This window comes from Agromyces mediolanus (assembly GCF_023715325.1).
GTDB lineage: Bacteria > Actinomycetota > Actinomycetes > Actinomycetales > Microbacteriaceae > Agromyces > Agromyces mediolanus_A.
Genome location: NZ_JAMBNX010000013.1, coordinates 1 through 22,085 on the forward strand (window position 1 = coordinate 1; position 22,085 = coordinate 22,085).

Genomic DNA, 22,085 nt, shown 5'->3' on the forward strand with positions numbered 1-22,085 from the left:
GGCAGATTCCGACTTGCCCAACTTTCATGAAAGCTGGGCAAGTCGGAATCTGCCACAGGGTTGCCCGACTTTCATGAAAGTTGGGCAAGTCGGGTTTGGGGGCGGGGGCGGGGTCAGTCGGGCTTGCGCGGGCGGCGCTGCACCTCGGGGACCACGAGCTCGGGGATCGCCCGCTTCAGGAAGGCGTCGAAGTCTGGCGCGGTGAACGCCGCATACCCGTGCTCGGGGGTGTAGAGCAGGCCGAGGTCGATGAGTTCGGCCCGCGTGGGGCCGACCTGGGTCGACTCGCGGTGCATGACCCGGGCGACGTCGCCCGCCTTCTGCGGTTCGGGCCCGAGCTCGGCCATCGCCCGGAGGTAAGCGGTCTGCAGCGGGGTGATGCGGTCGAGCCGCACCCGGAAGAAGGTGCCGTCGAGCCTCGCCTCGTAGGCCTCGCGGGCGAGCGCGACGTCGACCCGGCGCACCCGGGGCGCCTCGGCGAGACTCCAGACCTGCGCGCCCAGCTCCTGCAGGAAGCACGGGTAGCCGTGAGTGAGCTCGAGCGCGAGCTCGAGGGCGTCGTCGTCGAACTCCACTCCCTCGAGCCGCGCGGGCTCCGTGAGCGCGCGGCGGGCGTCGTCGCGCGTCAGGACCCCGAGGTGCGAGAAGCTGAACAACCGCTCGGCGTACGCCTTGACGTCGCCGGCGAGCTCGACCGTCTGCGGCAGCCCGGCGCCGACGAAGGCGACCGGGAGCTTGCGCTGCACGGTCTTGTGCACCGCCTGGATGAGCGCCTCCAACTGGGTGCGGGCGAGGAACTGCACCTCGTCGACGAGGAGGGCGATGCCGTGACCGCGTTCATCGGCGGCTTCCCCGAAGGCGAGCAGCACGTCGGTGAGATCCATGCCGAGGTCGCCGTGATCGCCGGCGCCCTCGGCGGGGACCACGTCCCACGACAGCCCGAACGCCCCGGGCTTGACCATCGGCAGGGCGAACGCGCTCAGCACCTCTGCGGCCCGGCGGTCGCACTCCGTCCACCGCGCGCGCGGCGAGAGGCGCAGCAGCGTCGACTTCAACTGGGAGAACAGCAGCTGACGGAACCGGGCCTCGTCGTGCCGGCTCGCCTCGAACTCCACGACCTCCCAGTGCGCGGCCCGGGCCAGCTCACCGAAACGGCCGAGCAGCACCGTCTTGCCGACGCCGCGTAGCCCCGTGATGATCATCGACTGCTCGGTCCGATGCCGTTCGAGCCGCTGAAGGAGCACCCGGAAGGCCTCGAGTTGCTCGTCGCGGCCGACCATGACCTCCGGCGCCGCCCCCGCATTCGGAGTGTACGGATTGCTGACGCTGTCCATGGAGGCATCTTAGTGAGTTTGGGATGGTTTATCCAGATTGCATAAAACTGGCTAAACCTGCGAGGCATCCGGTACGCTGGAGCCCGGACGATTGCGACGTGAGGAGGGTGAATGCTCTTCAGCCTCGTCGTGTTCGGCGCCCTCTCCCTGCTGACGCCCCTGTTGACGAGGCTGATCGGCCGGTGCGTCTTCCTCGTCATCGCCCTGCTGCCCGCGGCGGTCTTCGGCTGGCTGCTCACGCTGCTGCCCGAGATCGTGTCCGGTGGCGTCGTCACCGAGCGCGTCGAGTGGATTCAGGCGCTCGACGTCTCACTCGCCTTCCGCCTCGACGGGCTCGCGCTGCTGCTCGCCCTCGTCGTCACCGGCGTCGGTGCCCTCGTGCTCGTGTATTGCACCTGGTACTTCCGCGACGACGAGCCGGCCCTCGGCCGTTTCGCCGCGCTGCTCCTCGCCTTCGCCGGCGTCATGCTCGGCCTCGTCACGTCCGACGACGTCTACGTGATGTTCATGTTCTGGGAGGCGACGAGCGTCCTCTCCTACCTGCTCATCGGTCACTACACCGGCCGCCGCGAGAGCCGCGGTGCCGCACTGCAGGCGCTCACCGTGACCACCTTCGGCGGCCTCGCGATGCTCGTCGGCCTCGTGCTGCTGACGGTCGAGGGCGGCACCACCTCGATCGCGGAGCTCGTCGCGAACCCGGTCCTCGGCGTCGCCGGCGAGTGGGGCATCGCGCTCGTGCTCGTCGGCGCCATCTCGAAGAGCGCGCTCGTCCCGTTCAACTTCTGGCTGCCCGCCGCGATGGCCGCGCCGACCCCGGTCTCGGCCTACCTGCACGCCGCCGCGATGGTGAAGGCCGGCATCTACCTCGTCGCCCGCCTCGCTCCCGGCTACGCCGAGCTCGAGGTGTGGCATCCGATCGTCATCGCGCTCGGCGGCTTCACGATGCTCGTCGGCGGCTGGCGCGCGCTGCGGCAGTACGACCTCAAGCTGCTGCTGGCGCACGGCACGGTGAGTCAGCTCGGCTTCCTCGTGCTCGTCACCGGCTTCGGCACTCGTGATGCGGCCCTGGCGGGCGTCGCCCTGCTCACCGCGCACGCGCTGTTCAAGTCGGCGCTCTTCCTCGTCGTCGGCATCGTCGACCATGCGGCCGGCACCCGCGACTGGCGCAAGCTCTCCGGGCTCGGCCGCCGCATGCCGGTGGTGGCGACCATCGGCTTCGTCGCCGCAGCCTCGATGGCCGGCCTCCCGCCGCTGCTCGGCTTCGTGGCGAAGGAGGGCGTGTTCACCTCGTTCCTCGAGGCCGGCACCGCCACCGCCGACGGCGGGCCGGCGGCCGGCTGGGGCTGGCTCGCCCTCGTGCTCGCGTTCCTCGGCTCCGTGCTCACCGTCGCGTACAGCGTGCGTTTCGTGTGGGGCGCCTTCTGGACCCGGCCGGGCTGCGCGCCCACCCCGCTCCACCGCGAGCCGGCGATGGTCGCGGCGAGCCCCGCCGTGCTCGCCACCGCGAGCGTCGTCGCCGCCTTCGCCGTCACCGCCATCGAGCCGCTCTACACGAGCTACGCCGACGGGCTGCCGGGCCCCGATGAGTACCACCTCGCGATCTGGCACGGCCTCGAGCCCGCGCTCTGGCTCTCCCTCGCCGTCTTCGCCCTCGGCGCGCTCCTCGTCTGGGGCCGCGCCAAGGTCGCCCGCATGCAGGCCTCGCTGCCGCCGCTCATCGACTCCGGCCGGGGCTACCTCGGCGTGGTCTCGGCGATCGACCGCTTCGCGGCAGCCGTCACCACCGCCATCCAGCACCGCGGCCTGCCCGGCTACCTCGGCATGATCGTGCTCGTGTTCATCGGCGGGCTCGGCGTCTCGGCGCTCGTGAACACCGCCTGGCCCGGCAGCGTGCGACTGTGGGACTATCCGGCGCAGCCCTTCCTCGCCCTCGTCATGGGCATCGCCGCCATCGCGGCGGCGATCGTGAAGCAGCGCATGACGGCGGTGCTCCTCGTCAGCGTCACGGGCTACGGCCTCGTGCTCATCTTCGGCATGTCGGGCGCGCCCGATCTCGCCCTCACCCAGGCGCTCGTCGAGACGATCGTGCTCGTCGTGTTCGTGCTCGTCATGCGGCGCCTGCCGAAGCAGATCGCGACGACGCATCCGCCCGTCCACCGCCTCGGCCGCGCCCTCATCGGTGCCCTCGCGGGCATCGTCATGGGCGTCATCGGCTTCATCGCCCTCGGCGCCCGCACCGCCCCCGACATCGTCGACGGCCTCGCCGAGCGCGCGCTCGAGGCGCACGGCACGAACATCGTGAACGTCATGCTCGTCGACCTGCGCGCGTGGGACACCCTCGGCGAGATCTCCGTGCTCGTCGCGGTGGCCACCGGCGTCGCGAGCCTCATCTTCATCTCCGGCCGCACGGGCGGCGCGCCCCGCCTCGACGAGCGACCCGACCGCCGCAACCGGCTCCGCCCGGTCCCCGAGACGGCGTCGAGCATCGGCGGCGCGCGTCCGCGTCTCGCCGACGTCGAGGGCGAGTCGGATGCCGCAGCCGAAGCCGCGGCCACGCGGCAGACGTGGCTGCTGGCCGGCCGCACCCTGTCGCCCCGCCGGCGCTCCATCCTCATCGAGGTGCTGGTGCGGCTCCTCTTCCACCCCGCGATCGTCGTCTCGGTGTACCTGCTCTTCGTCGGCCACAATGCGCCCGGCGGCGGGTTCGCCGGCGGCCTGCTGGCCGGGCTCGCGCTCGTCGCGCGCTATCTCGCGGGCGGGCGCTACGAGCTCGGCGAGGCGGCCCCGGTCGACGCGGGGCACCTGCTCGGCACCGGCCTGCTGCTCGCGGCGGGCACCGCGACCTCCTCGCTCTTCTTCGGGCTCACCGTCTTCGAGTCGAGCTGGTTCGAGACCGAGGTTCCGCTGCTCGGCACCATCTCGATCGGCACCTCGACCCTGTTCGACATCGGCGTGTACCTCGTCGTCGTCGGGCTCGTGCTCGACATCCTGCGGTCGCTCGGCGCCGAGGTGGACCGCCAGCAGGAAGAGAACGAGCTCGAACAGAACGACGCCGAGACGGAGGTGCGCGCATGACCGCCTCGCTGACCCTCGTGGTGCTGATGGCCGTGCTCTTCGGCGCGGGCATCACGATCATGCTCGAGCGCAGCCTCACCCGCGTGCTCATCGGCTTCCTGCTCGTCGGCAACGCCGTGAACATCCTCATCTTCCTGATGAGCGGCGCCCCCGGGCTCGCCCCGCTGCTCGGCGACGACGTCTCCGCCGACGACATCTCCGACCCGGTGCCGCAGGCCTTCGTGCTCACCGCGATCGTCATCAACCTCGGCATCACCGCGTTCATGCTCGCGCTCATCTACCGCTCCTGGTGGCTCGCCCGGCTGGGCGAGAAGGGCGACCTGGTCGACGACGAGGACGATCTCGAAGAGGAGGCCGAGGAGGTCGAGGGCCTCATCCGCAGCTCCGCGGCCGACGACCTCGCCATCCAGGAGCTCATCGACGCGAGCGACGAGGAATTCGAGCCGTCCCCCGAACGACCCGATGAGGAGGTGCGCCCGTGAACCCAGCGATCCTCGTGCCCCTCGTCGTGCTGCTGCCACTGCTCGGCGCGGCCGTCACCCTCGTGCTCGGTCGGCACCGGCGCGCCCAGATGGCCGTCTCGGCGAGCGTGCTCGCCGCCGTCGCCGTGATCTCCGCCGTGCTGCTCGCCACGGTCGACGCGAGCGGGGCGGGCGTCGTCGTGCAGGTCGGCGGCTGGGAGCCGCCGTTCGGCATCTCGCTCGTCGTCGACCGGCTCGCGGCGATCATGCTGCTCATCTCGGCGATCGTGCTGCTGGGCGTGCTCGTCTACGCCGTGAGCCAGGGCGTCGCCGACCGGCATCGCGAGACGCCGGTGTCGATCTTCCACCCCGCGTACCTGATCCTGTCGGCGGGGGTCTTCAACGCCTTCATCGCGGGCGACCTCTTCAACCTCTACGTGGGCTTCGAGATCCTGCTCTCGGCGAGCTATGTGCTGCTGACCCTCGGCGGCACCGGCGAACGCATCCGCGCGGGCGTCACCTACATCCTCGTGAGCCTCGTCTCCTCGCTGTTCTTCCTCTCCGCGATCGCGCTCATCTACGGCGCCACGGGCACGGCGAACATCGCCCAGCTCTCGGTGCGCATCGCCGAGCTGCCCGACAGCGTGCAGCTCATCCTGCACCTGCTCCTCCTCCTCGCCTTCGGCATCAAAGCCGCGGTCTTCCCTCTGTCGTTCTGGCTGCCCGACTCGTACCCGACCGCGCCGGCGCCCGTCACCGCCGTGTTCGCGGGCCTGCTCACGAAGGTCGGCGTCTACGCGATCATCCGCACCGAGACGGTGATCTTCCAGGAGAGCGACGTCTCGACCCTGCTGCTCGTCATCGGTGGGCTCACCATGCTCGTGGGCATCCTCGGTGCGCTCACCCAGGCCGACATCAAACGGCTCCTGTCGTTCACCCTCGTGAGCCACATCGGCTACATGATCTTCGGCATCGGGCTCGCCACCGAGCTCGGCCTCGCCGCGACCATCTACTACGTCGTGCACCACATCACCGTGCAGACGGCGCTGTTCCTCACCACCGGGCTCATCGAGCGGTTCGGCGGCTCCACCTCGATCAATCGGCTCGCGGGACTGCTCAAGGCGTCGCCCCTGCTCGCCATCCTGTTCTTCATCCCCGCCCTGAACCTCGGCGGCATCCCGCCGTTCTCGGGCTTCCTCGGCAAGCTGGGCCTCTTCATCGCGGGCGCCGAGGGCGCGCCGGAGTCCGTCGGGGGCCCGGCGTGGCTCACCTGGACCGTGATCGCCGCCGGCGCCGCGACCTCGCTCATCACGCTGTACGCGCTCACCCGCTTCTGGAACATGGCGTTCTGGCGCGACCGCGACGAGGTCGAGGGCTACGACTCGCCCCTGCTGAACTCGGTGCTCGAGTGGGAGGGCAGCGGCGACACGGCGGTCGCGACCCGCACCACGCCCGTGCCGATGGTCGTCGTGACGACGGCGCTCGTCGCGATCACCGTGCTCCTCACCGTCTTCGCCGGCCCGCTCTTCGACCTCGCCGGGCGCACCGCGGCCGACCTCGTCGACCCGAGCGTGTACATCGGCCTCGTCTTCCCGGGAGGCGTGCGATGAGCCAGGCCCACGATGTGTCGCGCTGGGGTGCGGTGTGGCGGCAGCTGCCGTTGCTCATCGTGCTCGTGCTGCTCTGGGTGATGCTCTGGGACCACATCGACGTGCTCACCGTCGTCAGCGGCGTCGTGCTCGCCATCACGGTGACGCGGGCGCTCTACCTGCCGCCCGTGCTGCTCTCGGGCCGGTTCAACCCCTGGCGCGGCCTGCTGCTCGGCCTCCGCATGATGTTCGATGTGGGCTTCGCCTCGCTGCAGGTCGCGTTCCTCGCGGTCGCCCCGTGGTGGAAGCCGTCGAACGCGATCATCGCCGTGCAGCTGCTCACCCGCAGCGACCTCGTGACCACGCTGACCGCCGAGGCGATCTCCGTGGTGCCCGGCACCGTCGTGGTCGACATCGACCGCGAGCGGGGCCTGCTCTACCTCCACGCGCTCGGCACCCGCACCCACGCCGACGTCGAGCGTGTCAAGCGCCAGGTGCTCGGCACCGAGGAGCGCATCGTGCTCGCGATGGGCACCCACCAGCAGGCGGTCGACGTGCGGCTCGCCCGCAAGGCCCGCCGCGCCGAACGCGCCGGCCGCGCCGGCCGCCCGCCGGCCGGGACCCCGCACGACCACACCCCGAAGGAGGACGCATGACCTTCCTCACCATCGTCTCCATCGTCGCCGGGCTGATGTTCGGCATCGGCGCCATCGCGGCGGTCTACCGGATCATCCGCGGTCCCTCGATCCTCGACCGCGCGCTCGCCACCGACGTGCTGCTCGCCATCGCGATCTGCGCCCTCGGTGCCGAGATGGCGATCAACCGGCACACCGACACGCTCGTGGTGCTGCTCGTACTTGCGATGTTCGCGGTCGTCGGCTCGATCTCGATCGCCCGGTTCATGGCGAAGCAGGACGCCTCGTGAACGCCGCGGACATCGCCGTCGGCCTGCTCGTGCTCGTGAGTGCGTTCCTCTCGATGGCGGCCGGCATCGGCATCGTCCGCTTCCCCGACGTGCTCACGCGGCTGCACGCCGCCACGAAGCCGCAGGTGTTCGGCCTCGCCGCGGTGCTGCTCGCGATCGTGCTGCGGGTGCCCACGTGGGGCGTGCTGACGACCGTCATCCTGATCATGACGTTCCAGCTGCTCACCCAGCCGATGACCGCGCACATGCTCGGCCGCAGCGCCTACCGCACCGACCACGTGCGGCGCGACGTGCTCATCGAGGACGAGCTCGGCCGCGACATCGAGGAGCACGCGAAGGACTGAGCGCGGGCTCGCCCGCGCGCCCGCGCGGCCCGCCGGCCCGCCCGGGCCGGCCGCCCGGCCCGGCCGACCGCCGAGGGGGTCGCTTTGCGACATCCCGTTGGGTGATTCCCCATTCGGATGCCGCAAAGCGACCCCCTCGGCGAGCAGCGAGCAGGGAGCAGGGAGCAGGGAGCAGGGAGCAGGGAGCAGGGAGCAGGGAGCAGGGAGCAGGGAGCAGGGAGCAGGACGCAAGGGGCGGGTGGCAGGCGGCAAGGGGCAGGGGCGCCCGGGTAGCGCGCGGGCATCGCACCGCCCCCGCGCCTCGGAGCGACACGCCCGGCACCGCATCCGTGGCCGTACCCCGGGTGCACGAGCCCGTCCACCCATCGAGGGGGTCGCTTTCCGACATCCCGTTGGGTGATTCCCCATTCGGACGCCGGAAAGCGACCCCCTCGAGGTCGGGAGGGCCGGGGCCCGCGCGTCGGGAGGGCCGGGGCCCGCGCGCCGGGAGGCCGGGGCCCGCGCGCCCGGCGCGCACCCCGCGCACCCGCTAGTTCGCGAGCCCGCCCTGCGTGTAGCCCTCGATGAAGCGGCGCTGCAGCAGCAGAAACACCACGATCACCGGCGCGGCCATGATGAGCCCGGCCGCGCTCACGAGCGACCAGTCCACGGCGTACGACTGCTGGAACGAGTACAGCGAGAGCGACACCGGCAGCAGCTGGCTGTCCTGGATGAACGTCACCGCGAGCAGGAACTCGTTGTACGCCTGCAGCCCGGCGACGAGCGCGACGGTCAGCATGCCGGGCCAGATCATCGGCACCATCACCCGCGTGAACAGGCGCCACTCGCCGGCGCCGTCGAGGCGGGCCGCCTCCTCGTACTCCTTCGGGATGGTCAGCAGGAACGAGCGCAGCAGCATCGTCGCGAACGGCGAGTACACGGCCCAGTAGATGACGATGAGCCCGAACTGGGTGTTGTAGAGCCCGAGCGTCGACCACCAGGACAGCAGCGGCACGAGGAACAGCTGGATCGGCACCGAGGTGGACACCAGGATGTAGAGGATCCAGGCGCTCTTGCCGGGCAGCTCGAGCCGGGTCATCGCGTACGCCGCCATGCTCGCGATCACGCAGACGCCGAGCGCCGTGCTGACCGCGATGATCGCGCTGTTCAGGAGCCCCTGGCCCATGTTCGCGTCCTCGAAGGCGGTGGCGAAGTTCTCCCAGCGCCATTCGCTCGGCAGGCCGATCGGCGAACGGCTGATCTCGGCGGGCGACTTCAGCGAGTTGAAGACGAACACGGCGAGCGGGCCGGTCGCGTAGAACGCGAGCACCACGAGGATGAGCACGCTGAACGGCCGTCGAGGGCGGTGGTCCGGGCGGAAGCCGGCGCGGCGCGGGGGCCGCGCGGCGGCGCGAGCCGCACGCCGCGAGGCGGCGGGGGCGGCGAGGGTGTCGGTCTGCACGCGGATCACACGTCCCAATCGAGCTTCTTGCGGAGGATGAGGTAGCCGGCGACGACGACCGCACTGATCGAGGAGAGCAGCATGGCCATGGCCGAGGCGTAGCCCGCACGCTGCTCCGAGAAGGCCGTGCGGTAGAGCACGGTCGCGAGGACGTCGCTCGAGCCGGCTGGGCCGCCCTGGGTCAGGATGTAGACGTAGTCGAAGACGAGGAACGACCAGATCACGGTCATCAGCACGAGGAACATCAGGGTGGGCCGGATGCCGGGCAGCGTAATGTGCCAGAACTCCCGCCACGCGTTCGCGCCGTCGAGCCGGGCCGCCTCGTAGAGCGCCGGGTTGACCCCCTGCATCGCGGCGAGGAAGAGCACGAGCAGGAAGCCCCACCACTGCCAGTTGTTGACGAACGCGACGGAGCCGAGCGCGAGGCTCGGGTCGCCGAGGAAGTTCACGCCGGCGAGGCCGTCGAAGCCGAGGTTCGCGAGCGCGGCGCCGATGCCGGCGTCCGGGCTGAGGATCTGCCGCCAGACGGTGGCCGACACGATCGTCGCGAGCACGTACGGGATGAAGTACAGGGTGCGGAACAGCACCTGGCCGCGGCGGAGCCGCGAGAGCAGGAACGCCCCGAGCAGGGCCATGCTGATCGGCACGATCAGGAAGAAGAGCGTCCAGAGCAGGTTGTGCCAGATCGCGGCCAGCACGTTCGGGCTCTGGAACAGTTCGACGTAGTTGTCGATGCCGACGAAGTTGGCCTGGCCGAGGCCGTCCCAGTCGGTGAAGGAGAACAGCAGGGAGGAGAGCCCCGGACCGCCGATCACGAGCAGATTGACGATCGCGAGCGGCGCGATGAAGAGCCACGCCACGAGGCGACGCCGGTGGCGGGGCCGGCGCACGGCCGGCCCCGCCCCGATCCTGGCGGTCGCGGAGGTCACGCGCCCGGAACCGGCTCGAAGGGCGTGATCACCTTGCCGGCGGCGAGCTCGCCGTCGAAGACCTTCTGCAGGCCCTCGAGGTACGCCTGCGGGGTGAGGTCGCCCGTGATGATCTTGTCGAACTCCGACCACAGGTAGGTGTCGGTCGCCGCGGGGAAGAACGTCCAGCTCGCGTAGCCGAGGTTCCCGCTCTCGGGGGCGTCCGTGTAGAGGCGCGCCGATCGCTCGTCGACGGTGTCGGGCATCGAGGCGATGTCGCTGAGCGGCGGCGGGTTCTGGCCGGTCGCGGCGAGGTAGTCGTACGAGCGCGCCGGGTCGTCGATCACGAAGTCGATGTACTCGGCCGCGGCATCCGCCTGCTTCGACGCGGAGTTCACCGAGAGCGAGGTGCCGATGGCCATCGGGTAGACGCCGGGGGCGACGTCGTCGCTCAGCGACGGCAGCGGCGCCCAGTCCCACTCGGCGTCGTTGCCGGCCGCCTCGCCGAAGTAACGGCCCGCGTCGCCGAACGACCAGGTGCCGGTGATGTACATCGCGACGGTGCCGTCGGCGAGCCCGGTGAACAGGTCGGTGTCGGTGTTCGTGAACCAGCGGTCCTTGCCGCCGCCCCACCACTTCTTGTCGATCTGCTGCTGGAACAGCGTGATCGCGTCGACGAACTCGGGGTCGGTGAACTTCGCCTCGCCGGTGAGCGCCTGGTACAGCTTCTCGGGCCCGACGGCCATGTTCAGGAACGCGGAGAGGTACCACTCGCTCTGCGCCTGGTAGCCGCTGTTGCCCGCGCCGACCGGCATCATGCCGGCGGCCTGCGCCTCGGTGGCGACCTGCTCGAATTCGGCGAGCGTGGTCGGCACGGTCCAGCCGTGCTCCTCGAAGACGCCCGGATTGTAGTACATGACGATCGAGCCGTACTCGACCGGCACCGAGTAGAGGGTGCCGTCGACCTGGCTCGCCTGGTAGGCCCAGGGCTGGAGCTTGTCGGCCCAGCCGTACTCGGCGGCGTAGTCGTCGAGCGCGTCGATGCGCTTCGCCGAGGCGAAGCCGAGGGCACTCGAGGGGCCGGCGGAGTAGACGACGTCGGCGCCGCGGCCGGCGGAGAAGGCGGTGTCGGTGAGCGAGCCCAGGTTCTGCAGCTGCTTCACCTCCATCTTCACCTTCGCGTCGTCGGACTGTTCGTTGAACGCGTCGACGTAGTGCTCCTGGTAGTAGCGCTCGGTGTCCTTCGAGACGAAGGCCGACCAGTAGGTGACGTCGCCGGACGAGCCGGACGAGGCGCAGCCGGCGAGGAGGCCACCGGCGGCGATGAGGGCCACTGCGGCGCCCCAACGCTTCGACTTCTGGTGCATTGCTTACCTTTCCTGGGGGATGGGGGAGGTCGTGGAGTCGCGCACGACGAGCCGGGTCGACAGCGTGATGTGCTGCGTCGGGGCGTCGTCGCCGTCGCCGGCGAGCCGGGTGAGCAGGAGTCGGGCTGCGGTGCGGCCGATCTCGCGGGCGGGGTTCTCCACGGTGGTGAGGCTGGGGTGCACGAGGGCGGCGGCGTCGATGTCGTCGTAGCCGCTCACCGCGACGTCGTCGGGGATGCTGAGGCCGCGGCGGCGGAGCTCGTCCATCGCGCCGATGGCGATGAGGTCGTTCGCGCAGACGATCGCGTCCCAGTCGTCGCGGCGGGCGTAGAGCGCCTCGACGCCGTCGCGCCCGCCGTCGCGGGTGAAGCTGGTGAAGACGGTCGCTGCGTCGGCGAATTCGGTGCCGGCGGCGGCGAACGCCTGGCGGAGGCCGCCGAGGCGCAGCCGCGAGGGGTCGGACTCGGCTTCGCCGCCGATGAAGCCGATCCGGCGTCGGCCGGTGGCGAGCAGGTGCTCGCCGAGCTTCGCGAATCCGCCGGCGTCGTCGGACTCGACGTAGTCGCTGCCCTCGATGCCGATGTCGCGGCCGAGGGCGACGACGCGGGTGCCGGAGTCCGCGAGGCGGGCCCGGTCGGCGTCGGAGAGCCCGTCGATGTGCAGTGCGATGCCGTCGAAGCGGCGCTCGAGCACGTGGCCCAGGAGGCGCCCGGTGCCCGACTGGCTGCCGGCGTCGAGGATCGAGAGCAGGTAGCCGGCGGGGAGCAGCACGTCCTGCATGCCGACGGCGACGAGCGGGTAGAACGGGTTCGTGATGTCGGGCACGAGGAGGGCGATCGACTCGGTGCGGCGGCTGCGCAGGCTGCGGGCACCGGGATGCGGCGTGTAGCCGAGCTCGGCGATGGCCGCGTTCACCCGGGCGCGGGTCGCGTCGCTGACGGGGCGGTTGCCGCTCAGCACCTGCGAGACGGTCGAAACGCTCACCCCGGCGGTCTCGGCGACCGCGGCGATGCCGGACTTCTGCGTCACGTGCCGACCTCCCTGTCCGCATAACGTTTTGCGTGATTGACGAGAGCAAGCATCCGTCATCTTCGGTCGCTTGTCAATGCGCCCGGGAAATTCGGGACTAGACAGCGCGAGTCGGTCGCCTATAGTGGCCAGCATGCACGCAAAACGATGTGGAAACGGATGAGCCGCGATCGAGCTCGCGGCGCACTCATCGGTCTCGCCATCGGCGATGCCATGGGGGCGCCCACCGAGGGCATGACCATCGACGAGATCGCCCGGCACTTCGGCCGGGTCACCGGGCTGCTGCCGGGCGCCGCCGGCACCGACGACACCGAGTACGCCGTGCTCACCGGACAGTCGCTCCTCGCGCACGGCTTCGAACTCACCGCCGACGACGTCGCCGCCACGTGGACGGCCGCCGTCGCCGAGCAGCAGGGCGGCTTCGCCGGTGCCGGTTTCAGCGAGATGGTCGCGATCGCGAACCTCGCCGCGGGCCTCCGCCCGCCCGCCACCGGCCTCCGCAACTACGAGCGGTGGAGCGACGGTGCCGCCATGCGCGTGGCTCCCATCGGCATCCTCGCCGCCGGCGACCCCGCCGAGGCGCGCCGCCTCGCCCGCATCGACGCGAGCGTCAGCCACGCCGTCGACGGCGTCTACGCCGCCGAGGCCGTCGCCGCCGGCGTCGCCACCGCGCTCGTCGCGGACTCGCACCGCGAGGTCGTCGACGCGGTCGTCACGGCGCTGCCGGCCGACTCCTGGACCGGACGCCTCGTCGCCCGCGCGCTCGCCATCGGCGCCCGTTACGAACGGGCCGAGGATGCCGCGCCGGAGCTCTACCGCGAGATCTCGCTCTTCCACTACCCCTGGGCCGACGCCGCCCCGGAGGCGCTCGCCCTCGCGATGGGCCTCTACGAGGCGGCGAAGGGCGACTTCGTCGATGCCGTCATCGCCTCGGTGAACATCGGCCGCGACTCGGACACGATCGCCGCCATGAACGGCGCGCTGGCCGGCGCGATGTGCGGCTTCGAGGCGATGCCGGTCGAGTGGCGCGAGCAGGTCGTGCGCGTGCACGGCCGCTGCATCCTCGCGACCGCCGGAACCGATCTCCTCGAGCTGGCCGACGGCCTCTTCGAGCGGTCGCCCGCCGCTGCCGCCCCTGCTGACGAAAGGACTTCCAGTGTCGGCTGACCGCGCAGACCGCATCCACGGCGCCCTCCTCGGACTCGCCGTCGGCGACGCCGTCGGGCTCGCCGCCGACTACCACCGCGCCGTGCGCTCGCCCTGGGTGCGCGGCCGGCTCTGGGCGGGCTCGGCCGAGCTCGACGAGGCTCGGGTCGCGAAGCCGCTGCTCCCCTTCGACGCGACGACGGTCGACGGTGCGCGGCTGGCGCCCACGGACGACACCGAGACCGCGGTGCTCGCGGCGCGCATCGCGCTGGCGACGGCGGGAGCGGCGGATGCCTCGACGCGCCGCTTCGCCGAATGGCGCCGCCTCACGGCGGGCGACGACGTCTGGACCGGCATCGCCGAGCGCTCGGCCATCATCAACGCCGAGCGCGGCCTCGTTCCCCCGGTGACCGGCAATGATGGCCCCGCGGACGCCTCGGACAGCGCCGTCGCCGCCGGCGTCGTCTGGGGGCTGTTCCACGCGGGCGACCCGGCCGCCGCCGCCGCGGCCGCCACCGAGTGGGCCTCGATCACCCACGCCCGCGACGGCGTATGGGCCGCGGCCTGCATGGCCTCCGCAATCGCGGCGCTCGCCGTCGGCGCGCCGATCGCCCAGGCGCTCGACGACGCCGAGACGCTCGTGCCCGCCGACTCCTGGCTCGCCGAGGGCTTCCGCGCCGCCGCCCGGCTGGCCCCGTCCTCCGTGCTCCTGGAGCTGCCGCGCCTCCTCGCCGAGCTGAACCCGCGCCGCTACAGCCAGCCGGGCAGCGCGCCCGAGACGCTGCCGATCGCGTTCCTGCTGCTGCGCGCCGACGGCGAGCGGCCCGAGCAGGCGCTCGCGGATGCGACCCTGTTCGCCCGCGAGTCCGACAGCGTGCCCGCTTTCGTGGGGGCGTTGCTCGGGGCTGCGCACGGGTCCGCCGTGTTCGGCGCGGCCTGGCCCGCAGCTGTGGACCGCGTCGAGGGCGTCTGCTACCCGGCCCTCGCCGGGGAACGCGTCTCGGCCGTCGCCGCCGAGCTCGAGGCATCCGTCGCCGCCCGCGCGGCGAACTGACCCGCCGGCCCGCTCGCGAACCACTCTCAGAACCCGAGGGGGTCACTTTCCGACATCCCGCGCGGTTCATCCGCGTGCGGATGTCGCAAAGCGACCCCCTCGCGGATTGGCACCGCGGGGGAACGTGCCCGCGCCCCGCAGCTGAATCCGCGAACCCGCTTCCAGAACCACGGGGTCACTTTCCGGCGCTCCGTCCAGGAGATCCGCGTGCGGATGTCGCAAAGCGACCCCCTCACGGATTGGCACCGCGGTGGAACGCGCCCCGCACCCCGCAGCTGAACCCGCGCTCCCGCGAACCCGCTTCCAAAACCACGGGGTCACTTTCCGGCGCTCCGTCCAGGAGATCCGCGTGCGGATGTCGCAAAGCGACCCCCTCGCGGGGCACGGGGGCGCGGGGCGCGGGTACAGGAAGGAGGGCGGGCGGGGAGAGGGGCGCGGAGGGGCGGGCGGCGGTCAGGCGCGGCCTGTGAACTCCGGACGGCGCTTCTGCTGGAACGCCGCGAAGCCCTCGCGGTAGTCGGCCGTATCGCAGAGGGCGGCCTGGGCCCGGTTCTCCTCGGCCATCGAGGCCCAGAGCCCGAGCCGCTCGTCGCGGAGCGCGGCGATGAGCCGCTTCGAGGCGACGAAGGCGAGGGTGGCCCCGGATGCCGCGGCGCGCGCAGCCTCGCGGGCCGCCGCGAGCACCTCTTCCGCCGGGAACACGCGCGAGAAGAGGCCGGCCGCGACGGCCTCCTCCCCCGTCATCAGCCGGCCGGTGACGATCAGGTCCATGGTGCGGTGCGCGCCGAGCCGCTCGAAGAACAGCGCGTGCCCGCCGGAGTCGAGCGTCGCGCCGAGCGCCGCGAACGGCGAGCCGATCTTCGCGGTGTCCGCGACGTACACGACGTCGCTCGCGATCAGCAGGCCCAGCCCGACGCCGAGGCACGCGCCGTGCGCGACCGCGAAGGTCGGCACGGGCAGCCCGGCGAGACGCTGCAGGAGCGGCTCGACGAGTCCGCCGAGATAGCCCTCGACGTCGTCCTCGCGGGGGTCGACGCGCGAGATATCCCGCCCGGCGCAGAACGCCCGCCCCTCGCCGCGCAGCACGAGCGCACGCAGCTCTCCCGCGTCGGCGAGCCGTTCGGCCTCCGCGAGGGCCGTCGCGAGCTCGCCGAGCGCCGACTCGTCGAGCGCATTCAGCTTGTCGGGCGCGTCGAGCACGAGCTCGGCCACCCCGCCGTCGACCTCGAAGCGGATCATCGCGGCTCCCCCTTCACCGGCCGGCCCGCGTCGCGCCCCGGCTCACACGTCATAGTCCACCGTCACCCGCTCGCCCTTCACGTGCGACTGGCAGGTGAGCACATACCCGCGCTCCAGTTCGTCCGGCTCGAGCGCATAGTTCTCGGTCATCTGCACGCTGCCGTCGACGACCCGGGCCCGGCACGTGCCGCAGACCCCGCCCGCGCACGCGAACGGCACGTCCGGCCGCACCCGCAGCGCCGCGTTCAGGATCGTCTCGTTCGCGGCGACCGGGCTCTCGACCGTGGACGACTGCCCGTCGAGGGTGAACTCGATCGTGACCGTCTGCTCGCCCGCGACGATCTCGACCGGTCGGCCGCTCCGCGGCTCCGCTCCCCGGTCGGCGTCGGTGGTGAACAGCTCGTAGCGCACCCGGGCGGCGGGGACCCCCCTCGACTCGAGCGCGTCGCGAGCGAGTTGCACCAGCTCCATCGGGCCGCAGAGGAACCACTCGTCGACCGTCTCCGGCCGGATCAGGTGCTCGAGCATCGCGTCGAGCTTCGCGGCGTCGATGCGGCCCGAGAGGAGCGGCGCAGTGCGCTGCTCCCGGGAGAGCACGTGGTGCAGCGCGAGGCGCGCCGGGTAGCGGTCCTTCAGCTCGGCGAGCTCCTCGAGGAACATCACGTCGAGCGTCGAGCGGTTCGTGTAGACGAGCTCGAAGGTCGCGTCGGACGAGCGGGCGAGCACCGCGTGCGCGAGCGCCATCAGCGGGGTGATGCCGCTCCCGGCGGCGATGCCGACGACGTGCTTGCCGTCGAGCTCCGCGAGCGTCGAGGTGAAGGTGCCCTGCGGGCTCATCACGTCGAGCTCGTCGCCGGCCGCGAGCTCACTGGTGGCCCAGCTGGAGAACACTCCGCCGAGGTCGCGTTTGATGGCGACCGAGATGCTCGTGCCGAGCCCGTCGGCCGCGGGCTCCGGCGGCCGGCAGAGCGAGTAGCTGCGGCGGCGTTCGTAGCCGTCGAGCTCCTTGCGCAGGGCGACGTACTGCCCGGGCAGGTAGTCGTACGCCGCGGCGAGCTCGGCGGGCACGGCGAAGGTCACCTCGACGGCATCCGCCGTGAGCCGCCGCACTTCCGCGACCCGGAGCCGGTGGAAGCGGGCGCGGGGCCGCTTCGTCGGCGCCTCGCCGCCGACGGCGGAGCGCAGCAGCGCCGAGGCGGTCGCGACGTCACGGTCGGCCGGTGCTCCGACTCCTTGGGTCGTCGATCCGAGGTTGCGGGCGGCCATCAGAGCACCTTGAAGTAGTCGAAGGGCTCGAGGCAGTCGAGGCACTCGTAGAGCGCCTTGCACGAGGTGGACCCGAAACGGGCGATCTCGCGGGTGTGCAGCGAGTCGCAGCGTGGGCACTTCACCGCGAGGGCGAGCCGCACCGGCCCGGCGTCGCGCGCGGCCGCGCGGCCGGACGGAGCCTGGATGCCGTAGCGGCGCAGTTTCTCCCGACCGGCGTCGCTCATCCAGTCGGTCGTCCAGGCGGGAGCGAGCACGAGCTCGACGCGCACCTCGGCGTAGCCGGCCGCGGTGAGGGCGAGCAGCACGTCGTCGCGCATCGCGTCGAGCGCGGGGCATCCGCTGTAGGTCGGAGTGAGCCGCACCTGCACCGCGCCATCCGCGGTGAGCTCGACCGAACGGAGCACGCCCAGGTCTTCGATCGTGAGCACCGGGATCTCGGGGTCGGTGACGGTCGCGGCGACGTCCCACGCCCGGCGCGCCGCCGGATCGCTCGGCACCGGCCGCGCGACGGCCTCGCCACCCCCTCGACTTGCCCGACTTTCATGAAAGTCGGGCAAGTCGAGGTGGGGGGCGGCGGCCCGAGCGGGGGTTACCACGATGCTCCCGGGTGCTGGCGGGCCAGCACCTGCAGCTCCGCGAGGAGCGGCCCGAGGTGCTCGGTGTGCGAGCCGCGGCGGCCCCCGCCCGAGGCAGTGAACGCGGTGCGTCCCGCGGGGGGCTCGAGCTCCGCCTCGGCGAACACCTGCGCGATCGCCGCCTCGGCACCGGCCCGCAGCGTCGACGGCTGCACGGCGATCCCCTCGGCCGAGAGCCGGCTCGTGAGGTCGTCGTCCTCGAACAGCTCGTCGAGGTACGGCCAGACGTCGGCGACGCCCTGGATCATCCGGCGGCGCGATTCCTCGGTGCCGCCCGCGAGGCGGAGCGTCCACTGCACGGCGTGGTCGCGGTGGTAGTCGACCTCCTTGACGGCCTTCGCGCCGACGGCGGCGAGGGTCGGATCGGCGGATGCCGAGAGCGCCGTGTAGAGCTCGAACCAGTAGCACGAGGCGAGGAGCTGGCGCGCGATCGTGCACGCGAAGTCGCCGTTCGGCTGCTCGAACAGCCAGGCGTTGCGCCACTCGGGCTCGTCGCGCCAGTACGCGAGGTCGTCTTCGCTGCGGCCCGTCGCGGTGCCGGCGTAGTGCAGCAGCGAACGCGCATGGCCGATGAGGTCGAGGGCGATGTTGCCGAGTGCGACGTCCTCCTCGAGCTCGGGGGCGCGGGTGATCCAGTCGCCGAGCCGCTGCGCGAGCACGAGGGCGTCGTCGCCGAGCCGGAGGGCGTACTCGGCCGTCTCGGGCGGGGCGATCCGGGCGCCGTCGCCCGGCCCGGACGCGGAGCCGGTGCCGGCGAGCTCCTCGGCGAGCGCGAGCCGGTCGACGGAGACGTCGCCGTGCGTGTCCGCCGTTCCCTGAGCCGGTCGAAGGACGCCGTCCTGAGCCGGTCGAGGGACGCCGTCCTGAGCCTGTCGAAGGATCACAGGTGCTTCACCCCTTCGCTCTTCGTGTAGTAGACGGCGTGCCGGTAGTTCTTGCCGGCGGGGCTCTCGAAGAAGGCGCCCTTCGCGTCGGGGTCGCTCGTCGTCACGGCGTCGGCGGGGACGACCCAGATCGAGACGCCCTCTCCGCGCCGGGTGTAGAGGTCGCGGGCGTTTCGCACCGCGAGTTCGGCGTCGGGCGCGTGCAGCGAGCCGACGTGCACGTGGCTGAGCCCGCGCCCGGCACGCACGAAGACCTCCCAGAGCGGCCACTGGTCCGCTGAGCCCGCCTCGTTCGCTGAGCCCGTCGAAGCGCCCGCCTGCCCCACCGCGCCCGCCTGGTTCGCTGAGCCCGTCGAAGCGCCCGCCTGGCCCGCCGAAGCCCCCGGCGTCGACATCACGCCACCGCCCCGGCGAGCTCGGCGGCGCGGTCCGCCTGCTTGCGCGCGTACTCGGCGGCGGCCTCGCGCACCCAGGCGCCGGCCTCGTGCGCCTCGCGGCGGCGGCGCAGCCGCTCGGCGTTCGCGGGTCCGCGACCGGCGAGCACCTCGTGGAACTCGGTCCAGTCGATCTCGCTCAGGTCGTAGGCCTGGCGCTCCTCGTTCCACGCCAGCTCCGGGTCGGGCAGGGTGACGCCGAGCACCTCGGCCTGCGGCACGAGCATGCCGACGAAGCGCTGGCGCAGCTCGTCGTTGGAGAAGCGCTTGATGTTCCACGCCATCGACTGCGCCGAGTTCGGCGACTCGTCGTCGGGCGGGCCGAACATCATGAGGCTCGGCCAGTACCACCGGTTCACGGCGTCCTGCGCCATCTGCCGCTGGGCCTCGGTGCCCTGCATGAGCTCGAGCAGGATCTCGAAGCCCTGCCGCTGGTGGAACGACTCCTCCTTGCAGATGCGCACCATCGCCCGGCCGTACGGGCCGTACGAGGCGCGGCAGAGCGGCACCTGGTTGCAGATCGCGGCGCCGTCGACGAGCCAGCCGATGGCGCCCATGTCGGCCCAGGTGGGCGTCGTGTAGTTGAAGATCGAGGAGTAGCGGGCGCGGCCCTCGATGAGCTGGCGCATCATCTCTTCGCGGCCGATGCCGAGGGTCTGCGCGGCGGAGTAGAGGTAGAGGCCGTGGCCCGCCTCGTCTTGCACCTTCGCCATGAGGATCGCCTTGCGCTTCAGGCTCGGGGCACGGCTGATCCAGTTGGACTCGGGCTGCATGCCGATGATCTCGGAGTGCGCGTGCTGGCTGATCTGGCGAATGAGCGTCTTGCGGTATGCCTCGGGCATCCAGTCGCGCGGCTCGATACGGGAGTCGGCGGCGATGAGTTCATCGAAGGCGGCTTGCCCTGCGAGGTCGTCGGCCGTGGGCTCGGCCGGCTCGCTCGCTCGGCGCAGCTCTGCTGGTGCGGTCATCGTCGACTCCTGTGTCTCTGCGGGCGGCCGGGTTCGGCTCGCCGTGTCGAGCGCGGGCGCCCGTGGCATCCGATATTACCAACCGATCGTTCAGTTAGTATATAGTCGATCCAGACGCCGCAGCAACGGCGCGCTGAACTCGATGAGGAGTGCCAGATGACGGATGCCGCGACCGAACCCGCGCTGAACCGCGAGATGATGCAGCGCGATCGCGCGGCCGCCTGGCTGGGCCTCGTCGTCGAGCGCGACGATCCCGGCCACGCCGTCGTCAGCATGGTCGTGCGCGAGGAGATGACGAACGGCTTCGGCATCACGCACGGCGGCCTCGTGTTCGCCCTCGCCGACACGGCCTTCGCGATCTCCTGCAACGAGGACGAGCGGGTCACCGTCGCCGCGGGCGCCGACATCGCCTTCCTGAAGTCCACCGTGCCCGGTCAGACGCTGACCGCGACCGCCGTGCGCCGCACCCGCTCGGGTCGCACCGGCCTCTACGACGTCTCCGTGGTCGACGAGCAGGGCGAGCCGGTCGCCGAGTTCCGCGGCCGCTCCATCTCGACGAACCGCACGTTCTGAGCCCGGCCAGCCCTCCAGCACCCTTCCCACCTTCAGGAGCCACCGTGTCGACGACGACCATCCCCCGCACCGCCTCCGTCTCCGGGCTGCACACGCCCGCGCCCGCCGAACTCGACCCCGAGGAGCGGCTCGACCGCGCCGGCATCGAGGCCCTCCAGCTCGAGCGCCTGCAGCGCACCGTCGCGCACGCGTACGAGCGGGTGCCGCTCTACACGCGCAAGTTCGACGAGGCCGGCGTGCACCCCCGCGACATCCGTTCGCTCACCGACGTCGCCCGCCTGCCCTTCACCACGAAGGCCGACCTGCGCGAGACCTACCCCTTCGGCATGTTCGCCGTGCCGATGGCCGAGGTGGCTCGCATCCACGCCTCCAGCGGCACCACCGGCCGGCCCACCGTCGTCGGCTACACGAAGGGCGACCTGGAGCGCTGGGGCTCGCTCGTCGCCCGCTCGCTGCGGGCGAGCGGCATCCGGGCCGGCATGAAGGTGCACAACGCCTACGGCTACGGGCTGTTCACCGGCGGGCTCGGCGCGCACGCCGGGATCGAGGCGCTCGGCGCGACCGTCATCCCGATGTCGGGCGGGCAGACCGCGCGCCAGGTGCAGCTCATCATGGACTTCGAGCCCGACGCCATCCTCTGCACCCCGAGCTACCTGCTGACCATCGCCGACTGCATGGCCGAGCAGGGCATCGACCCGCGCGCGACCTCGCTCAAGGTCGCCGTGCTCGGCGCCGAGCCGTGGACCAACGAGATGCGGCACGAGCTCGAGCAGCGGCTCGGCCTCGACGCGCTCGACATCTACGGGCTCAGCGAGGTGATGGGGCCCGGCGTCGGCAACGAATGCCTCGAGACGAAGGACGGCCCGCACCTCTGGGAGGACCACTTCCTGCCCGAGGTGATCGACGGCGACACGGGTGCGCCGCTGCCCGACGGCGAGCGCGGTGAACTCGTGTTCACCTCGCTCACGAAGGAGGCGTTCCCCGTCATCCGGTACCGCACGCGCGACCTCACCCGACTGCTGCCCGGCACCGCGCGGCCCGGCATGCGGCGCATCGAGAAGATCACCGGCCGCAACGACGACATGATCATCCTGCGCGGCGTGAACCTGTTCCCGACGCAGATCGAGGAGCTCGTGCTCGGCATCGAGCAGCTCACACCGCACTTCGTGCTGGAGCTCACGAAGGAGGGGCGGATGGATGCGCTCACCGTGCGCATCGAACGGCACCCCGCGCTCTCGATCGAGACGTGCGAGGCAGCGGCGGTCGTGCTCGCCGAGCGCATCAAGGTGCACATCGGCTCGACCGTGGCCGTGCGGCTCGAGGAGCCCGGCGCACTGCCCCGCAGCGAGGGCAAGTACCGGCGGGTGTACGACCTGCGCTGAGCATGGATGCCGGGGGGCACCGCCCTGG

The 22,085-nt window shown here is 71.7% G+C and carries 21 protein-coding genes; 10 read left to right on the plus strand and 11 right to left on the minus strand.

All coding sequences use genetic code 11. From position 1 onward, the window contains the following. Positions 1–113: 113 nt before the first annotated feature. A complete protein-coding gene (locus M3147_RS17710) occupies positions 114–1,334 on the minus strand; it encodes an ATP-binding protein (protein ID WP_251204738.1) in 1,221 nt (406 codons plus the stop codon). Positions 1,335–1,445: 111 nt separating this feature from the next. Between M3147_RS17710 and M3147_RS17715 the strand changes: the two genes are divergently transcribed. Genes M3147_RS17715 through mnhG form a run of 6 tightly spaced genes read left to right on the plus strand, consistent with a single transcriptional unit; the run spans position 1,446 to position 7,728 of the window. Further along, positions 1,446–4,409, plus strand: coding sequence for a Na+/H+ antiporter subunit A (locus M3147_RS17715; RefSeq protein ID WP_251204739.1), 2,964 nt, complete (start codon positions 1,446–1,448; stop codon positions 4,407–4,409). Then, positions 4,406–4,891: an NADH-quinone oxidoreductase subunit K gene (locus M3147_RS17720; RefSeq protein WP_251204740.1), complete on the plus strand. Its 486-nt coding sequence runs from the start codon at positions 4,406–4,408 to the stop codon at positions 4,889–4,891. The genes M3147_RS17715 and M3147_RS17720 overlap by 4 nt, the downstream gene beginning before the upstream one ends. Continuing rightward, positions 4,888–6,480 carry a Na+/H+ antiporter subunit D gene (locus M3147_RS17725; RefSeq protein ID WP_251204741.1) on the plus strand — a complete coding sequence of 531 codons (1,593 nt, stop codon included), beginning with the start codon at positions 4,888–4,890 and terminating at the stop codon, positions 6,478–6,480. The genes M3147_RS17720 and M3147_RS17725 overlap by 4 nt, the downstream gene beginning before the upstream one ends. Next, the gene (locus M3147_RS17730; RefSeq protein ID WP_251204742.1) at positions 6,477–7,115 is read left to right on the plus strand and encodes a Na+/H+ antiporter subunit E; all 639 of its coding nucleotides are present in this window, start codon (positions 6,477–6,479) and stop codon (positions 7,113–7,115) included. Before M3147_RS17725 ends, M3147_RS17730 begins: the two co-directional genes overlap by 4 nt. Then, the gene (locus M3147_RS17735; protein ID WP_251204743.1) at positions 7,112–7,384 is read left to right on the plus strand and encodes a monovalent cation/H+ antiporter complex subunit F; all 273 of its coding nucleotides are present in this window, start codon (positions 7,112–7,114) and stop codon (positions 7,382–7,384) included. Before M3147_RS17730 ends, M3147_RS17735 begins: the two co-directional genes overlap by 4 nt. After that, positions 7,381–7,728 (plus strand): monovalent cation/H(+) antiporter subunit G, encoded by a 348-nt coding sequence (mnhG, locus tag M3147_RS17740; RefSeq protein ID WP_230763789.1) that lies wholly within the window; start codon positions 7,381–7,383, stop codon positions 7,726–7,728. The genes M3147_RS17735 and mnhG overlap by 4 nt, the downstream gene beginning before the upstream one ends. A gap of 529 nt (positions 7,729–8,257) precedes the next feature. On the opposite strand, the gene M3147_RS17745 is transcribed toward mnhG, so the two are convergent. Genes M3147_RS17745 through M3147_RS17760 form a run of 4 tightly spaced genes read right to left on the minus strand, consistent with a single transcriptional unit; the run spans position 8,258 to position 12,473 of the window. Then, the gene (locus M3147_RS17745; RefSeq protein WP_251204808.1) at positions 8,258–9,178 is read right to left on the minus strand and encodes a carbohydrate ABC transporter permease; all 921 of its coding nucleotides are present in this window, start codon (positions 9,176–9,178) and stop codon (positions 8,258–8,260) included. Continuing rightward, entirely contained in the window at positions 9,175–10,098 is a 924-nt protein-coding gene (locus M3147_RS17750; RefSeq protein ID WP_251204744.1) for a carbohydrate ABC transporter permease, read from the minus strand. Before M3147_RS17750 ends, M3147_RS17745 begins: the two co-directional genes overlap by 4 nt. Then, entirely contained in the window at positions 10,095–11,444 is a 1,350-nt protein-coding gene (locus tag M3147_RS17755) for an ABC transporter substrate-binding protein (protein WP_251204745.1), read from the minus strand. The genes M3147_RS17750 and M3147_RS17755 overlap by 4 nt, the downstream gene beginning before the upstream one ends. Positions 11,445–11,447: 3 nt before the next feature. Then, complete coding sequence (locus tag M3147_RS17760) at positions 11,448–12,473, minus strand: LacI family DNA-binding transcriptional regulator (protein ID WP_251204746.1); 1,026 nt, start codon at positions 12,471–12,473, stop codon at positions 11,448–11,450. A 159-nt stretch (positions 12,474–12,632) separates the two neighbouring features. On the opposite strand from M3147_RS17760, the gene M3147_RS17765 reads away from it, so the two are divergent. Beyond that, on the plus strand, positions 12,633–13,640 hold the full coding sequence (locus M3147_RS17765; RefSeq protein WP_251204747.1) for an ADP-ribosylglycohydrolase family protein: 1,008 nt from the start codon (positions 12,633–12,635) through the stop codon (positions 13,638–13,640). Next, entirely contained in the window at positions 13,630–14,673 is a 1,044-nt protein-coding gene (locus M3147_RS17770; protein ID WP_251204748.1) for an ADP-ribosylglycohydrolase family protein, read from the plus strand. The genes M3147_RS17765 and M3147_RS17770 overlap by 11 nt, the downstream gene beginning before the upstream one ends. A gap of 453 nt (positions 14,674–15,126) precedes the next feature. Here the strand turns inward: M3147_RS17770 and M3147_RS17775 are convergent, their stop codons facing one another. From M3147_RS17775 to paaA, 6 genes are all read right to left on the minus strand, one after another. Next, entirely contained in the window at positions 15,127–15,912 is a 786-nt protein-coding gene (locus M3147_RS17775) for an enoyl-CoA hydratase/isomerase family protein (protein ID WP_251204749.1), read from the minus strand. 42 nt (positions 15,913–15,954) lie between these two features. After that, a complete protein-coding gene (gene paaE, locus M3147_RS17780; RefSeq protein WP_251204750.1) occupies positions 15,955–17,178 on the minus strand; it encodes a 1,2-phenylacetyl-CoA epoxidase subunit PaaE in 1,224 nt (407 codons plus the stop codon). Then, a complete protein-coding gene (gene paaD, locus M3147_RS17785) occupies positions 17,178–17,678 on the minus strand; it encodes a 1,2-phenylacetyl-CoA epoxidase subunit PaaD (RefSeq protein ID WP_251204751.1) in 501 nt (166 codons plus the stop codon). Before paaD ends, paaE begins: the two co-directional genes overlap by 1 nt. A gap of 92 nt (positions 17,679–17,770) precedes the next feature. After that, entirely contained in the window at positions 17,771–18,700 is a 930-nt protein-coding gene (gene paaC, locus M3147_RS17790; RefSeq protein WP_251204752.1) for a 1,2-phenylacetyl-CoA epoxidase subunit PaaC, read from the minus strand. After that, positions 18,697–19,026, minus strand: a complete 330-nt coding sequence (gene paaB / locus M3147_RS17795) for a 1,2-phenylacetyl-CoA epoxidase subunit PaaB (protein ID WP_251204809.1) — start codon at positions 19,024–19,026, stop codon at positions 18,697–18,699. The genes paaC and paaB overlap by 4 nt, the downstream gene beginning before the upstream one ends. Before the next feature lie 68 nt (positions 19,027–19,094). Further along, complete coding sequence (gene paaA, locus M3147_RS17800; protein ID WP_251204753.1) at positions 19,095–20,102, minus strand: 1,2-phenylacetyl-CoA epoxidase subunit PaaA; 1,008 nt, start codon at positions 20,100–20,102, stop codon at positions 19,095–19,097. A gap of 156 nt (positions 20,103–20,258) precedes the next feature. Between paaA and paaI the strand changes: the two genes are divergently transcribed. Both paaI and paaK read left to right on the plus strand, forming a co-directional pair. Further along, on the plus strand, positions 20,259–20,675 hold the full coding sequence (gene paaI / locus M3147_RS17805; RefSeq protein ID WP_251204754.1) for a hydroxyphenylacetyl-CoA thioesterase PaaI: 417 nt from the start codon (positions 20,259–20,261) through the stop codon (positions 20,673–20,675). Positions 20,676–20,719: 44 nt separating this feature from the next. Next, complete coding sequence (gene paaK, locus M3147_RS17810) at positions 20,720–22,057, plus strand: phenylacetate--CoA ligase PaaK (RefSeq protein WP_439954210.1); 1,338 nt, start codon at positions 20,720–20,722, stop codon at positions 22,055–22,057. Positions 22,058–22,085 lie beyond the last annotated feature (28 nt).